Origin of the sequence: Pedobacter sp. ISL-64 (assembly GCF_018613605.1) — a bacterium.
GTDB lineage: Bacteria > Bacteroidota > Bacteroidia > Sphingobacteriales > Sphingobacteriaceae > Pedobacter.
This window is the reverse complement of sequence record NZ_JAGGPU010000001.1, coordinates 247,775-263,805: the sequence shown is the minus strand read 5'-3', so window position 1 is coordinate 263,805 and position 16,031 is coordinate 247,775. Positions and strand designations below refer to the sequence as shown.

Annotated in this window: 10 protein-coding genes; 2 read left to right on the top strand and 8 right to left on the bottom strand. The window is 38.9% G+C overall.

The annotated features are described in order from the left end of the window. Window positions 1-16 precede the first annotated feature (16 nt). Entirely contained in the window at window positions 17-475 is a 459-nt protein-coding gene (locus tag J7E57_RS01150; RefSeq protein ID WP_215129784.1) for a T9SS type A sorting domain-containing protein, read from the bottom strand. 771 nt (window positions 476-1,246) lie between these two features. On the opposite strand from J7E57_RS01150, the gene mobC reads away from it, so the two are divergent. After that, a complete protein-coding gene (gene mobC, locus J7E57_RS01145) occupies window positions 1,247-3,241 on the top strand; it encodes a conjugal transfer protein MobC (protein ID WP_215129782.1) in 1,995 nt (664 codons plus the stop codon). 253 nt (window positions 3,242-3,494) lie between these two features. Here mobC and J7E57_RS01140 read toward each other — a convergent pair whose 3' ends face one another. The 3 genes from J7E57_RS01140 to J7E57_RS01130 all read right to left on the bottom strand — a co-directional run bounded on the left by J7E57_RS01140 (window position 3,495) and on the right by J7E57_RS01130 (window position 9,984). Then, a complete protein-coding gene (locus J7E57_RS01140) occupies window positions 3,495-4,127 on the bottom strand; it encodes a TetR/AcrR family transcriptional regulator (RefSeq protein WP_215129780.1) in 633 nt (210 codons plus the stop codon). Window positions 4,128-4,211: 84 nt separating this feature from the next. Beyond that, window positions 4,212-9,560 carry an N-6 DNA methylase gene (locus J7E57_RS01135; RefSeq protein ID WP_215129778.1) on the bottom strand — a complete coding sequence of 1,783 codons (5,349 nt, stop codon included), beginning with the start codon at window positions 9,558-9,560 and terminating at the stop codon, window positions 4,212-4,214. Beyond that, window positions 9,547-9,984: a DUF1896 domain-containing protein gene (locus J7E57_RS01130; protein ID WP_215129776.1), complete on the bottom strand. Its 438-nt coding sequence runs from the start codon at window positions 9,982-9,984 to the stop codon at window positions 9,547-9,549. Before J7E57_RS01130 ends, J7E57_RS01135 begins: the two co-directional genes overlap by 14 nt. A 151-nt stretch (window positions 9,985-10,135) precedes the next feature. Between J7E57_RS01130 and J7E57_RS01125 the strand changes: the two genes are divergently transcribed. Next, window positions 10,136-10,312, top strand: a complete 177-nt coding sequence (locus J7E57_RS01125) for a histone H1 (RefSeq protein ID WP_215129774.1) — start codon at window positions 10,136-10,138, stop codon at window positions 10,310-10,312. A 90-nt stretch (window positions 10,313-10,402) separates the two neighbouring features. Here the strand turns inward: J7E57_RS01125 and J7E57_RS01120 are convergent, their stop codons facing one another. From J7E57_RS01120 to J7E57_RS01105, 4 genes are all read right to left on the bottom strand, one after another. Next, on the bottom strand, window positions 10,403-12,487 hold the full coding sequence (locus J7E57_RS01120; protein WP_215129772.1) for a type IA DNA topoisomerase: 2,085 nt from the start codon (window positions 12,485-12,487) through the stop codon (window positions 10,403-10,405). Between the two features lie 31 nt (window positions 12,488-12,518). Then, window positions 12,519-14,030 (bottom strand): DUF3945 domain-containing protein, encoded by a 1,512-nt coding sequence (locus J7E57_RS01115; RefSeq protein WP_215129770.1) that lies wholly within the window; start codon window positions 14,028-14,030, stop codon window positions 12,519-12,521. Between the two features lie 96 nt (window positions 14,031-14,126). Further along, window positions 14,127-14,420: a helix-turn-helix domain-containing protein gene (locus J7E57_RS01110; RefSeq protein WP_215129768.1), complete on the bottom strand. Its 294-nt coding sequence runs from the start codon at window positions 14,418-14,420 to the stop codon at window positions 14,127-14,129. 379 nt (window positions 14,421-14,799) lie between these two features. Beyond that, window positions 14,800-15,648: an RteC domain-containing protein gene (locus J7E57_RS01105; RefSeq protein ID WP_215129766.1), complete on the bottom strand. Its 849-nt coding sequence runs from the start codon at window positions 15,646-15,648 to the stop codon at window positions 14,800-14,802. Window positions 15,649-16,031 lie beyond the last annotated feature (383 nt).

The following is a 16,031-nucleotide window of genomic DNA, read 5'->3' as shown; positions in this document are numbered from 1 at the left end:
TTGAGGTGTTAATAGTTTAGATTTTGATGAGTTTTATAGTCTCTGTTTGAGAGTCAGAATATTTGGCGATCATCAGGTAGGTCCCGGGCGGCAGCCTGCCAAAGGAAATCTGGGTTTCGCGTTGATCAGATTTATAGCTGGCGCTAAAGACCCTGTTACCGCCCATACTAAGCACATCTATACTTTTCAGATAAAGCTTTTCCTGTACTTTCCAGGCCACATTGAGTGTTTCACTAAGGGGATTGGGAAAGACCTTAAGCTGTCTCCCATTGACTAAGCCTTCATTTTCAAGATCGGAATTGGTTTCAAGGTTCATTTTTTTGGCTATATCCATGCTCCGCGGAGAGGGGCAGTTTATGCAGACCCAACGTCTCTCGATCTGGTTTCCAGATGCATCATAACTGAATGCAAGTTTTTGTGCATTTGACACTGTTACCAAAAAAGTAAAGAGCAGGATAAAATAGATTCTTTTCATAGCGTTAATTTAGAGAGAGGACCTTATCTGTAAAATGGCATGCCATAAATTGACCTGTCTGATTTTACTTACATTAAAATTGGTCAATCACGAACGCATTGAAATTTTATTACACCAACTACTGAGTTTATTACACAAAACCACCTTTTTGGAGTTAGATTGGTTTTTAATCAACATTTCACATTTCGTCTCCACTTGTTAGCCATCTCTTTTCGGAATACATTTGACTTTATAAGACTACACAGTAATGTTGTTTGATGCCGTTCCCGCGACCCATGCTATGCGCTGTATCTCCGGTGAAGAACCGGCAGAATGCCGCTGATAGGCCGATTTTATGACAAATTCTCAAACCCCCACAGTAGATTCAGTATTTCATGCCGTTATCCGCAATCCTGCCTAGAAAACAAAGCCAAGCTGGCACATTGCAGCTAAGTCTGACTGGCGCATCAATCCGCACCTGGAAAAGGTATGTGCCAAATGAGCAAAAAGCCATATGGTAGAGATGGCAGGAGTCAGCCATTCGGCTTACATCTCGCATGCTAAAGAAGTAGCTCAACTTATTGCAGCAGCTATAGGTAAAATACAAAACAAATAATCACCGTGATAATCAATGGTATTAACAATGCATTAGCTCAAGGTCAATTCTATCCGACACCGTGCAGGCTTAGGATCTTAGTGTCATCTGGCGCTAAGAAGCGCCAACGGGTGCCAGTTTATAGTACATAATTGCATTTTGATTTAGCTTGAACCTCCTAACATTAAAATAACAAAATGCAGGGAGAAGACGATTTAAGAGGTCTGGCTAAAATCATGGGATTTATGCGGGCAGTAAGCATACTTATATTACTCATACACCTTTATTGGTATTGCTATGGATTTTTCCTTCAACAGCACTGGAACCTTGACCTGATCAATAAAATCCTGGGAAACTTTCAGAAAACAGCAGGATTATTTTCGCACCCACTCTATACCAAGACTTTTTCAATCTTGCTGCTCGCCTTGAGTTGCCTGGGAACCAAAGGGGCAAAAAATGAAAAGATCACCTGGAAAAAAATCCATACTGCGCTAGTGGTAGGTTTTATTCTTTTTTTTCTTAATACCCCACTACTCAAACTTACAGCTCAGGCTGCAGCTTTCTTTTATGCCCTAACGCTCATGGCAGGATATATCTCGCTGCTCATGGCTGGGGTCTGGATGAGCCGCCTGCTGAAAGATAATCTCATGGATGATGTCTTTAATACAGAAAACGAAAGCTTCATGCAGGAAACCAAGTTGATGGAAAATGAATACTCTGTCAACCTGCCCACCAAATTCTACTACAATAAGAAATGGAACGATGGCTGGGTTAACGTAGTGAATGTTTTTAGGGCCACAATTGTACTGGGAACCCCTGGCTCTGGAAAATCATATGCTATAGTCAACAACTATATTAAGCAACACATCGAAAAGGGATTTTCCATGTATATCTACGATTTCAAGTTCGACGATCTTTCCACCATTGCTTACAACCATCTTTTAAAGCACGCAGATAAATATGAGGTAAAGCCAAAATTTTATGTGATCAATTTCGATGATCCAAGCAGAAGCCACCGCTGCAATCCTATTAATCCTTCCTTTATGACTGATATTTCTGATGCCTATGAATCAGCATATACCATCATGCTTAATCTTAACAGAAGCTGGATCCAGAAACAAGGTGATTTCTTTGTCGAGTCTCCAATAATTCTTTTGGCAGCTATTATCTGGTTTCTTAAAATCTATGATAATGGCAGGTACTGCACTTTCCCCCACGCCATTGAATTGTTGAACAAAAAATACTCAGATGTATTTACAATTCTTACTTCCTATCCTGACCTGGAAAATTACCTATCACCTTTTATGGATGCATGGCAGGGAGGGGCACAGGATCAATTACAGGGACAGATTGCTTCAGCAAAAATTCCATTATCGAGAATGATCTCACCGCAGTTATACTGGGTAATGACAGGAGATGATTTTTCGTTAGATATCAACAATCCCAAAGAGCCAAAGATCCTTTGTGTCGGAAACAACCCCGATCGTCAGAATATCTATTCCGCTGCATTGGGCTTATACAATTCCAGAATTGTAAAATTAATTAACAAGAAAGGGCAGCTGAAAAGCTCAGTCATTATTGATGAGCTACCCACAATTTATTTTAGGGGCCTGGACCAACTCATCGCAACAGCCAGAAGCAATAAAGTTGCAATTACATTGGGGTTTCAAGATTTTTCGCAGTTAATACGTGATTATGGCGATAAAGAAGCCAAAGTAATACAGAATACGGTTGGAAATATTTTCAGCGGTCAGGTAGTTGGCGAAACTGCTAAAAGCTTATCTGAACGCTTCGGAAAAGTACTTCAAAAACGTCAAAGTCTGAGTATCAATCGAAACGATAAATCCACCTCGATCTCAACACAGCTCGATAGTTTGATACCGGCCTCCAAGATTTCAACACTGACTCAAGGTATATTTGTGGGCGCTGTATCAGATAATTTCGACGAACGGATTGAGCAGAAAATCTTTCATGCGGAAATTGTGGTAGATAATGAAAAAGTGGCGCAGGATACAAAAAACTACAAAAAAATTCCCCAGATCCTATCCTTCAAAAACGAGCAGGGAGAAGATACCATGAAAGACACAATTGAGGCTAATTACAAGCAGATCAAACTGGATATCGTGGAGATCATTACCGATGAAATGGAAAGGATAAAAAATGATCCCGACCTGCAACATCTCTTGCAGTAAGCAAATCTCCTGTAATCTTCCAACGGCGAATAAATAAATTAGGAATGATAGTTTTATCCAAAAACAAAGCAAGATTTTTAGCAAAGAATGTTCTGGATATAGTAATATTTTATTAAATATGATGGTGACCATTACAAGGTAGTCACCATCTAATATTTCGTTTTCTTAGGTTTCATTTTCTTGTTTATAGACCATCAGGTAAGTGAGAAACGCCTTACATGATAGTATAAAATAACCTCATAAAGAAAATCCACTACAAGTATGCCCAATCAATAATTTGTCTTAAGGTCTTCTTTATTTCCTCCTGTGCTTCTATTTTTCTGATATCAATTCCGCAAAGAAGACCATCGTTGGTATGGGCAATTAAAGCCATATAATAAATCCCCCCAATAAGAAGAGCTGTAACAGGTCTGATATTTTTATCTTTATTTTTAAAATACTCGTCGGTAATCCCGGCAAAAAACTGCTCACCTAAAAATTCACGCTTCTCGTTTAGTTCTTTCAGAGAGGTTGAACTTTCACTTATTCCCCAGCTTATGATGCTGCGCAATTCCTCATTGACCACAAGGGTATTAAGCTGGTTCTCCAATAAATCACATAACATCTCTTTTCCGTGATCACTTCTGCTTTTTTCCACAAACTCCTCTGTCTGCTCGATGTTAACAGTATAATAATCACGGCTGTTAAGATATTCTTTTACCAAACCCTCCATACTCCCGAAATACTCGTAAATAAGCTTGCGGTTAAGATTTGCTTTTGCAGCTATCCTGCTGACATTTAAACCTGTAAAACCATCTTTCTTCAGGATCGCTCCTACCGCATTCAAAAGTTTATTTTTAGTTCTTTCCTTATCCCTGATTGGGCCGCTTGTAATCTTTCTGGTCATTTTGTTAGGCTTAATACTGCAATTTCTACTTTTTTCATCGATTAATCAATAGTTACTTATTGCTTAATTTGCGGTTCCATCTGATTAAAACTTAACCCGGACTGCCAGGGTGCCACCTGTTTGTGTGCTGAGAGCTTCTTCAGATGATGCAGGCACCTGGTTTTGTTGCTGCTCTTTTTCCTTTTCAGATACGATAGATAACAAAATCTTACGGTCTATCGCGGCAAGTTCAGTCTTTAAATTACCAAGCTGAACTTCTTTATTCCAATTGGAATTAACGATATCTTCCAGGACGGTGAGATCTTTTTCCAATCCCGAAATTTTAGTCTTTTCCTGCTCCATCAGACCCGGTATTTTATCTAGTGCGTTTAGAAAATTCAATGCTGCCAGTTTTGAATCGCCCGCCATCTGTCCATTATTGTAAGAGTATTTCAGGTTACTCTCTCCCATCACAAAGAAACGGTTCTGCTTAATAGTAATGCCTTCCTTTTCTGAAGCCTCGGTTTTAACCAGTAAGGAAAAGCCATACAACGTACCAATTTCCTCATATTGCCCTTCTGTTCTGGCTTTTTCGGAGATAAACTTAAGTTTAGCACCAATCTCTTTAACATCCGTACTCGATGCCAGACCAACTAGTTGAACAGGATTTACAATTATACCCTCCTTATCCCTTTGTATCCTCTTTTGCAAATTATCCCAATCAAGGCTAAACCTTTCCAGTCTGGACCTTGATTCTGCCAAAGTCGTGTTGTTCTCATTCAATTTATATTTTGAGTTAAATTTCGACCGGATAAAAGCCTGCCGCTCACTTTCAAGCCCTCCTATTTTTTTCTCTAGCTTAGCTTTATCCAATAAATCAGTATTGCCAGAAAGTATGGCTACATATTCAGAATAATTCATTCCCGACTTTTCATCCATACCTCCTTCGTCTATAGTCCGTTTTCCCAAATTATTGTTTTTGAGCTGGTCTATAAAAAGTTGCTTGTTAAATAACAGATTAAACTTATAACTGTCCAGAGATTTTTCAACAGCATAGATAAGAATGTCCACGATATTACCAGCAAAGTGTTTAGCAACCCTGTTACCTTTTCTCACCGCCCTGCCATGACGTTGTTCAAGATCGCTCGGCCGCCAGGGGGTGTCGAGATCATGGACGGCTACAGCACGCTCCTGCCCGTTTACTGCGGTACCTAGCATTTCAGTAGACCCGATCATCACCCTGATGCGCCCTTCATTCATAGCCGCGATAAATTCCTTTCGCATTTTGTCATTCTTCGCCTCCTGAATAAAGCGAATCTCATGAGCAGGAATATCATATTCATTAACAAGCTTTCTTCTGATCTCAGAATAAATATTCCATTCACCCGGTTTGTAGGTACCTAAATCTGAAAACACGAACTGCGTACCTTTCTGAGCATTATACTTTTTGTAATACTTTGCAATATTGGAGGCACAATGAGAAGCTTTGTTATCAGGATGATCCTGGTATATTGAACTGATTAACCTCATATCCAGAGACATCTTCCGTGCATAGTCGGTGGCGATCAGCATTTTGGCCTTTTCTTCCGATTTTGATAACGGCTCCCGGCCAAGAATCGTAGCATCTCCCGTTTTAGCAAACTGCATCAGCTTTTTAATGAAGATTTCCTGATCAGGTGTCGGCGGAATGTTATAGAAAATTTCGTTTTTTTCAGGGCGGTCAATCCCAATATCCTTTGCCGTTCGGTAATCGGTGATCTCCGAATAAAACTGCGCAAGTTCCGGCACTTTGATAAAGTAGCGGAACCGCTCTTTCTGTACAATATTATTGGCTACAGAAAACTCATAATCCGATGTTTTTCTTGCATAAATGGCCGCCCATGCATCAAAACAAGTAATGCCCTGTTTTTCCATCGCCTTTGGCCGTAAATATTTAAATAACAGATAAAGTTCTGTTAGCGAATTACTAATCGTGGTTCCGGAAAGAAAAGTGGCCCCAAGATCTTTTCCCGTCCGCTCCTGAATCGTTCGCAGGGCAAACAAAAGGTTCATTGCTTTTTGACTTCCCTGCATATTTCCTAAGCCCGATACCCTTTCATGCCTGGTATTAAACATCAGGTTTTTAAACTTGTGGCTCTCATCCACAAGCAGATGATCGATACCCATCATTTTAAAGTCAACCACATCATCCTTTCGGTTCTCAATATCGTGTTCAAGCGTTTTAAGTTTAACTTCCAGATTCTTCTTTCGCACAATAACCCCTTTAAGCATCGCTCTTGAAATTTCTTTACCCTGCGACTCTAAAGCACTTAAGTTTTCTTCAACACTTTGCAGTTCTGCTTCCAGAATTTCCTTTTGCATTTCCGGCGACTGAGGAATCATACCAAACTGGTCATGGGTGAGAATCACACAGTCCCAATCATTGTTCTTGATATCCCCAAAAATCCGCTGGCGTTTCTGAGGGGTAAAATCCTCTTTACCCGGATATAAAATTTTAGCGTAGGGATAGGCTTTCCTGTAGGTTTCAGCAATCTCGTGAACATTGGCCTTCAGTCCCAGAATCATGGGCTTATGCGCCATTCCCAGCCGTTTCATTTCCTGAGCAGCACAGCACATAATGAGCGTCTTGCCTGCTCCTACTTCATGGTCACAGATCGCGCCTCCATTGAGCTTAATCATCCATACCGCATCTTTTTGACTACCATAAAGATCTTCGATGCCCAATGCCCTGCGGTCAAGACCCGGAAAATCCTGATGGCTGCCATCATACTGCGGGCGAACGAAACAATTAAAGGTATCATTGTACTTATCAGTAAGGGCTGTTCTAAAATCTTCGTTTTGATCATACAACCAATCCGTGAAAGCTTTTCGGATTTCGTCAATTTTAGTATTCGCCATTTGTATGGCTTCCATATCGCGAACTTTCATTTCCTGATCGCCAACGTGAATGGTTTTGGTAATATCCGGGGTCGTATTGACCAATGCATGTTTGAGCAGGGAAATACCGTCATAAGTCCGGCTTTCAGATTTTATAGCATGTTTTTCAGTAATCAGGATATTCTTTTTATCGCAGTTAATTGAGAAATCATCAGTGTTTTCACTATAATAAATCCGTACATCAGTATCGAAAAGATGAGAAGCAAACCGTTTGTAAATATCTGTCGGTATCCAGCGTTCTCCTAAATTGAAATCCAGTTCTTCAAACTCAATGCGTCTTGGAACTGCGGCCTCCAGTGCTTCGAGACTTCGTTTTGCCTCTTTGTCATCAGGATTCGACAGTAAATATTGCTCAATGTCCTTTATCTTTTCAACGACGTTACCCGAAATAAAGCGCTCCGAAATTTCAAAGTCATTTTCTATTGGGTTAAATAATATTCTTCCCTGTAGCATTGTTTTAAGCTCTTCATTGCCCAGACCACTGATCTGAGACATATAGCCAAGATTCACTTTACCATACCGGTTCAGTGATGCAGCCAGCGCCTCGTCCGCATTATCCGTTGCCAGTGCTGTGGTCGAAAAACTAACCGGATGATGGAAAATATCAGCTTTATGGATTACTCCGCCTACTACTTGTTCGAGATAGGGAATCTCTTTTCCCGCACTGTCTGTTTTAATCAGCTTTATATTTTCAGCCGAATTGATAGACCCGAATTTTTTAACAAAAGCATCATAGTGCTGATTAAGCGCTTTCCGCTCAGCACCGAATTCAACATGATTTTGGGCTTCTTTTTCGTATAGATTGATATAGGTATCTCTCAGCAAAATATAGGCTTCAGCCCGGGATTTTTGCAAGGAAGGTAGTGACAAAGGATGAAATACCGCCGTATTTTTATTGGATTTAAAATCTTTCAGATAACCCACCAAACCACGATCACTCACCAGACAGTCATTCCTGTAAAAACTTTCGAGCTCGCCGTTGTATGGGGAAGGAACCAGTGGCGTAAGGGTGTTTGCATCATCATTGACTCCCTGATTAAACAGATCACCAATTACATTCTCTTTACCTTTAAAGACTGGAATGTAATCGGGTTCAATGCTGGTCTGAACAGCTACATCACCAAATAAGTCTCCATGAACGGGAGCGGCTCGCTTTTTATTTTGTTTTTTATTTATTTTCTTGCTTGTTTGCAGGGGTGCCTGTATGCTTGGTTCAAAAAGATCAAATAGACTTAATTGTACTTCCTGACCTGTAGGAGAAGTTGTTTGAATTTCTGCAACTTTTAGTTCTAAAATTGGATTTTGTATTACAGAAGGCAAGACTTTGGGTGTAATATTGGGATCTATAAGGGGCTCATTACTTCTTTCGCTTTTATATAACTGTATATCTAAAAATTTTGCAAAATCCTCCCTAAGCATTTTTTGCAGGTCGCTGGAAATTCCTTCTGCACCATTCTCATGTAAATAAATCAAGGCGGATTGTCCATAAGGATCAGTACCGACCACCTGCGAGGTGTGTATGATGCGGCTATTATCCTGAAAAAAAGCATTGCCCGGTGTATTAAATTCCGTCAAGCAGCTTTGGCAAAATAATTCTTCGGCCACTGTAATACCTTGCTTGATACTGTTTTTTTGAAGAACGATTAAATCACTGCCGACTTCAGTTCCGGCATAATCCGTGAACAGGTTGTTAGGAAGCCGGATAACCGATACCAGATTATTATCTTTCATTAATGCCCTACGTATCGTCTCATTTTTAGGACTGTTGAGTACCCCCTGCGAAGTAATAAAAGCCAGAAGTCCGCCCTCACGTAGCATATCCGATCCCTTTAGGAAAAAATAATTATGAATACTTCGGGCCGCCAGTATTCTTGCATCATCTTTTCCTCTTGAATAGGAAAGATCAAAAACAGAAATATCTCCAAATGGAATATTACTGGCCACTACATCAAAACTCCTTTTCTCAGACTCCTCTATCTCCTCAAAACCGGTGTTCTCAATATTGTAATCTGGATAAAGTTGTTGTAGAACTTTTCCGGTTAAGAGATCTTTTTCGTAAGCAGTAACCTGCGGTAAACCGTGATGGGCAAAAGATTGCAAAAAAGACCCGATACCAGCCGAGGGTTCCAGAAATTTTTGGATAGCTATCCCACTGTTATCTAAACTTTGAGCAATAGCATCAATGATTATTGGTGGCGTATAAAATGCAGATAATATAGAACTCCGCATACTCTCGACATAACGGCGATACTGCTTTTCATCGCTGGCATTACTCTTTAAAACCTGATGGAGCTGCTGCGTTATAGGAAAAAGATCGTGTTCGGTTTTTCTCCAATGATTGATGTCAATCTCATGTTCAAACGGATTAAGGATAAATTTGAGCCCGCCAAATCCACTGTATCGTAATAGAATTTCTCTCTCACTTTCAGTCGCCTGTCGTTTCTTCTGTTCTAATTGAAAGACCACCTTCAAAGCCTCAATATTTTGGCGGAGGTGCTTCTTTTTATTGAAGCCCATGCTCCTCAATCCAGATTTGAATGCTACCCGTTAATTCCGTATAGAGCGCATTATATTCAATGGTATACGCGAAATCATCAGTTAGCTCATAAGCTTTAAAAACAGGCCTGCAAACTGGGAACATCTGCAAGGCAAATGACCGGAGCGCCTCATCGGCCATAAGGGTATCAAACTCTCGGCAGACCACCTCAAATACGGTATCGAACTTTGAAAAATGTAGATCTTCAAATAAAATGAAGTCAGCAATTTCATCACACTGCTCAATCGAATTCCCACTAAGGAAAGCGCCTTCATAAGCGTTGGCAGCTAAGTCAGATCGGCGCGAAATAAACTTATGGTCTCCCCATAATTCTGGGAAACTGTTATTGATATGTTCCTGTAATCGTATTTCGAAATACGAAAGGTCTTTTTGAGTTGTTTTCATAAAATGTTCTATTTTTATTTTGTGATTTTTTTTTGTAAAAGCGTCTTGTCTGCTCGTTACTCTGGAATCGCTCTAGATTTTTTACTGTTACTATTGACTTCATTAATCAGTAATTCATACATTAGCATCTTATATCTAGAAAAATTATACAATGAAAGAACTGGTTGAAAAAATTAATGCAGAGTTTGAAATTTTCAAAACGGATGCTGGATTACAGGTAGAAAAAGGTAATAAAGCAGCAGGAACAAGAGCACGTAAATCGGCTTTGGAGCTGAGTAAACTATTCAAAGACTTCAGAAAGGTTTCTGTGGAAGAAGCTAAAAAGTAAAAATAATCCCTGTTTTAGGACAGGGATTGTTTAAGTTCTTCATTTCTTTCCTGATGTAAAAGGCACCCAAGGTTTGCTTAGCATTTCGAATTATTTTTTGCGGAATTTATTATTATCAAATTCAAAAGCTGTTTCCGCCTGATCATTTAGTGTGATCCTGGCATCGAATTTCTTGCCCGCCTTACTGGTCATTCCTTTAATTAAGCTAGTATTCCTTTTGCTGATAAGATTCTCAACTTCTTTTAGACTTAATTGTACCCCGCAAATACCACGAAATAATATCCAGCTGCAGGCCGCATCAGGACATTTAACGACCTTATCCCGAATAATTAGATGCCTGACCTTGCATTTGGGGCACAGTAAATCAGGCAGTTTTTCGTTATTTAAAGGCACCGATAATAAATCTTCTGTAATTGATTTGGTATACTGTTCAATCTCCCTTTGAAAATCGTCGGAACTGGTTTCTCCATTTTCGATCTTTTGTAAAGCGCATTCCCATTCCCCTGTCATGGTTACATCTGCAATTTTCTTTTCCTTTACTAACTCATAAACCTTTAATCCCTTTTCTGTTGGAAGAAGTGATTTTTTTTCGCGTCTGATATAATCACGATTAAATAAAACCCCAATGACTGCAGCTCGTGTAGCAGGCGTACCTAAACCAATATTTTGAAGTGCCTTTCGCTCATCAGTATTTTCAATTTCTTTTCCACAGGTTTCCATGGCAGCCAGTAAACTGGCTTCAGTATATAAGGCAGGAGCTTTGGTTTCTTTCTCTACTACATTTGCTTCTACGATCTTTAATCTGTCACCTGATTTAACCACTGGAAGAGGCTCAATTAAATCTTCATTGTCTTCACTAAAATCGCCTCTAACAATGCGCCAGCCTGGTTCAATGATCTGCGTTCCTCTTGAAGAAAACTCATAATGGAGAGCTTCTATGCTAATGGTCACAATTTCCTTTTGACAAGGTGGAGATACCGATTCTAACATGCGATATGCAATCATATCATAAACAGCGGATGCAACACCGGGTAAAGCTGAAGGAACTTTCTCTGTGATCAGTAAACCATGATGGTCTGTCACTTTTAAATCATTGACAATTCTTTTACTTAAATGTCCCAACTTTACTTTTGACACCGACTCTAACAAGGACTTGCGATCATTTAATGCCTTGATCAAGTGCGGGATTTCAGGCCATACGTCTTCAGGAATATAACAGCTCCCAGTCCTGGGATAGGTGATAAATTGCTTTTCGTACAGGCTTTGAGCAATATTCAGCGTTTCTTCGGCAGAAAGATTGAGTTTTTTATTGCATTCTTTTTGTAAACCCGTTAAATCAAACAACAAGGGAGCCTGCTCTGAAACTTTTTTAGTTTCAGCATTGGTGACTACTCCCGTTCCACTTCTGAGAATCAATTTTAATGCATCTTCACCTTTCTTCTGATTATCCCACTTGGTTTTAGAAATGCTGGTAAAGTCTACCGAGTCCTTCGTATGGTGCAGCTGAATCTGCCAGTATTTCTGAACAGAAAAATTTTTGTGATCATAAAATCGCTTACAGATTAAGGCTAAGGTAGGTGTCTGAACCCTCCCTAATGAATAAATGCCATAGCCTGCAGAAATACTCAGTGCCTGGGACGCATTGATGCCTACAAGCCAATCAGCCTTACTCCTGCTTTGTGCAGCGAAATATAAATTATCAAAATCATTCCCAGGTTTAAGGTTCATAAAACCCAGTTTAATAGCCTTTTCCGTTAGGGAACTAATCCACAAACGCTCAAAGGGTTTATCACACTTTAAATATTCATAAATGTACCTGAAGATCAGCTCTCCTTCACGTCCTGCATCTGTAGCAACAATAATGCTTTCACATTCTTTTAATTTTCTTTCAATGATTTTTACCTGTTTAGCTGCTCCCGGATCAATAACATAAGACTTTTCCTTTTTGATTTTCCGGATGGTCAATAGAAATGGATCAGGTAAAATCGGTAAAGATTCTTTATTGAAGCCTGCTATTCCATAATCTTCGGGCATAGCAAGCGTGATGAGGTGCCCGAAAGCCCATGTCACACAATAACCCTCACCCGAAAGATAACCCTCATTTTTATCTAAAGCCCTTAGCAATCCGGCAATTTCGCGGGCAACGCTCGGCTTTTCCGCTATAACTAATTTCATCTTAATTTATTTTTAATTTGATGCTTTTGAATTACACTTTGGGACCTTTGCTGCGAAGAGGTCTCTTATTTTCAACCTGCTGTGTCTCTTTCTGTTTTTGGTTATCCGGTTCGCTCTGTCCTGATTTTAAAGGCTCTTTAATACCTTTAGTTGATTCGTTGGTTTTTCCTTCTGAATTAACTGCGACCTGGGTTTTGTTTTCTTCCGCTGGTTGAGCTTTTGCTTTTAGCTCGTTCGGGTTCTCAAAAGTGAACTTAGTATCTTGCGTTTCTTTATCAAGGGTAATGTAACCTTGATATCCCTTACCCTTTTTGTCAATTAAACCCTCGATCTTTACGCTTTTTCCTGCTTTCAAATCTTCATATTGTTTATCTGTAAGCTCTTTATCTCTGAAAACTTTTGGGACTTCCTGAACCTGATTAGGCTGCAGTTTGTTGGTAATCGTATTATTAAATAAAAATTCCACATAACGTTTTTCAGCATTAAACTGAACACGACCATCAAAGGGTTCCCCTTTATTTGAAGTCATTCCTTCGAGATAAAGAGGTTTCCCATCCATTAAAGTCTGCTTTTGATCAGCATTCAGCACCACACCTTTGAGAACATCTGGAATTTTAATTCTGTCAGTTCTTAACGCGACGATTTCATTAGTCAGTTTATCAATACTGATAATGGATGGAATTTTCTCACCTACATTTTTAAGATTTTCAAGCTCGACAACCCGACCCATATTGCCTGTTGACAATAAATTTTGCTTGTCCTCTTTACTAAACTCATGTCCAAAGAATTTAAAGTCCAAATTGGGTTTTTTGCGAATACCATGAATGGCCACTGTTACTTCTCCTTCAGGATTTTTTTGCAAGGACAGTCTGGCATCCATTCGTGTTATTACCGTTCCCAGATTAAGACTTACAGGAATAAGTTTATCTGTTTTGAAACCTTTCAATAAATCGTCGAGAACATTCATTTTCTCTAATTTCTCCTGATGAAGCCCTAGTTTGGACATCGTATTCCAATCAATTTCTTCGACTTTGTAGCGGTTTTCGTTTGTTTCAGGAGCATTATGATTTGTTCCCGGCAAGTTTGTTTGTTGCGTTGCTTCTGGCTTTTCCATATTGTTTTGATTTTGAGATTTATCTTTATGCTGTTTTTCAGCAGTCACTTCATATTTGGAAAGGATTTTATTTGTCCCATCCGATGGAGCGTCAATTGACTTTTGCAGTTCATCAGCTGTTTTAATAGCCGATTTCGCTGGTACTTTAAAGAATGAAAAGTTGGTGGGATTTTTTATCTGGCTGAAAAAATTGGAAAAGAAATTCGAAAAAAAATCACCGTGTTTATCCACTCTCATGAACTGGTTTTGATTTTTCTCATCAGCAGGAACAGTTTCCAGTTCCCCATTTTTCCCAATGCCCTTAACAGCTTCAATTCTCATTTTTTCCTTATTCAAAACCAGTAAAATATCCGATAGCTGGTCAGGAGATAGCTGACTAGCTGTTTCTTCTTTAAGATTTTGTTCTGTTGGGTTTTCTAACTCACTCATAACTCACGATTTAAGATTTGATTACCAAAGTAAATGGTATATCTCTTAGCTGAATAGACTTGGCTTCCCTTAGCCATTATTTGTCATTTATTGGCTTTATTTTGAGCTCGTATTATTAGAACTGTTGAGGATAAAATTTCTGACATCAGATAATTTGTAATACAATTTCCCGCTGATGGTGAAGTATTTTAACCTTCCGGAAGATCGATAACGCTGTAAAGTGCGGGTGCTTATTTTAAGAGTACGTAGTACATCCTGATTATCCAAAAGTTCCTCATCTTCTAGCACCATGCGCCCTGTAAGGTTCAAATTCAGTTGATCGGAAAGGATATCAAAGCGTTCCATGATTCTTTTCATCCAAAAGCTAAATTCCATTTTGTCTATTTCCATGATGTTATGATGTTAGGGTTTATTAATCCACTACCAGATTACCGTTGGTATTGTGGTAATGCATCACAAAATTGATAAGACGGAATTTCTTTTGTGGGCAAGTTTTTTACAAAAAAAAATGGGCAAATGGAGGCATGTTATGGCATAAGATTATAATAAAACGACATGCAGTATTAGAAGAAAAGCAAGCTAATAGCTTGTTAACTGAAATTGAGTGAAAAAAAAAGGTCTTGAAAAATGATTTTTACCAATGGGATAGATATGGGCAAATGGGAGCAAACCTTGAATGGTTAGAAGAGCAGATAATAAAGGCAGTTTCAATATTTAGTTACCAGGCACCACTGCCTTTACTATTGAGTCTTGGATGGATTTAAAAAAATTACATAAATTCTTTATCCATATATTGTTCTAAAGAAGATTTCAGACGTTCCAGGAAAAGGCCACGGTTTCCTGCACGGTATTTCATCTTATGGAAAGCATGATGAAAATCACCCAGCTGGATATTAAAAAGGTTTTGAAAGGCAAGCGCGACTTTTCGAATACCTATATTACCATTTCCGATGCATTCCGTAGCATGTAGTGCATAGATCAGCTCAATAAGGGCATTCTTAGAAGCCGTCCAGTGGACCATTTGATCACCAAAATCCGAAACTGAGATCCTGTTAAACTCCAGATCATTTGTCGTTCGCATCAATAGGTACTGATAAAGGAGATCACTTTCGATGATCCGTGAAACTTTGTAATCATAATAAGTGGAAAAAAGTGGATCGGATTCAAAAAAATGACTTTGCAGCCCCAGGTTGAAATCTATGTTTCCACGAATAAAATAGGTATCATCCTTTTCCCTACTTCCTGACTGGTAATACCGATAGAACTCAGAACTGGAAATATGCTCTTTGTAATTTTGTTCTAAACGCTGTAATTCACTGTCAAAATAAGTCTGGTAGATGTTACCAAAATTTATGGGCCGTCCGATCTCAATACGGAATACTTTATTATAATAAAGTAGTTTCCCTTGAACTTCCGGCTTGATCTTCCGGAAAAATTCTATTTCATCGGCTTTCTCGCGAAATCCACTTGATATTACACGGTCTCTTAAGTCGTTGAGCAACTCCTTTAGTAAAATGGTCATTTTCCTGGATTCTTCAATAGCATTTTCAGAATCCAAACTGATTTGCTGTTCAGCATCTTTGATTTTTTCGTGAACGATTTTGTAAAAAGTTTTCATGGTTATAAGGATTAAGTTATGATTACATCCTCTATGGATGCCTTTTTAATCAGCAACTTAATCATTTATTATAATTATTTCTCAATAGTGAGAAATAATTTAATCATAAAATACCTCCATCTATCACGTCCTGTTAAAAACTTTCATTTCGATCCGGATCGTAAAATAGTATAGATACATTATTCAGTAACCGCTTATGAATTATTTTAAATCACACGCACAGGAGCACAAAGCAGGTGTCGTGCGATATTTTAGATTGGCAAAGAATTCGTAATGGAAATGTCTGCACTGGAACGTAAAGGCTTATCTTTTTTTATTTATATTAATAATTACTATAACAACCATTAATACAATAAATAATTGAACGACCACAGGATGTGCCA

What these genes read in the sequence shown, in the direction of transcription:
- J7E57_RS01140 (WP_215129780.1), bottom strand. Translation starts at nt 4,127, where the DNA reads ATGACCAGAAAGATTACAAGCGGCCCAATCAGGGATAAGGAAAGAACT.
- mobC (WP_215129782.1), top strand. Translation starts at nt 1,247, where the DNA reads ATGCAGGGAGAAGACGATTTAAGAGGTCTGGCTAAAATCATGGGATTT.
- J7E57_RS01110 (WP_215129768.1), bottom strand. Translation starts at nt 14,420, where the DNA reads ATGGAAATAGACAAAATGGAATTTAGCTTTTGGATGAAAAGAATCATG.
- J7E57_RS01125 (WP_215129774.1), top strand. Translation starts at nt 10,136, where the DNA reads ATGAAAGAACTGGTTGAAAAAATTAATGCAGAGTTTGAAATTTTCAAA.
- J7E57_RS01150 (WP_215129784.1), bottom strand. Translation starts at nt 475, where the DNA reads ATGAAAAGAATCTATTTTATCCTGCTCTTTACTTTTTTGGTAACAGTG.
- J7E57_RS01130 (WP_215129776.1), bottom strand. Translation starts at nt 9,984, where the DNA reads ATGAAAACAACTCAAAAAGACCTTTCGTATTTCGAAATACGATTACAG.
- J7E57_RS01135 (WP_215129778.1), bottom strand. Translation starts at nt 9,560, where the DNA reads ATGGGCTTCAATAAAAAGAAGCACCTCCGCCAAAATATTGAGGCTTTG.
- J7E57_RS01115 (WP_215129770.1), bottom strand. Translation starts at nt 14,030, where the DNA reads ATGAGTGAGTTAGAAAACCCAACAGAACAAAATCTTAAAGAAGAAACA.
- J7E57_RS01120 (WP_215129772.1), bottom strand. Translation starts at nt 12,487, where the DNA reads ATGAAATTAGTTATAGCGGAAAAGCCGAGCGTTGCCCGCGAAATTGCC.
- J7E57_RS01105 (WP_215129766.1), bottom strand. Translation starts at nt 15,648, where the DNA reads ATGAAAACTTTTTACAAAATCGTTCACGAAAAAATCAAAGATGCTGAA.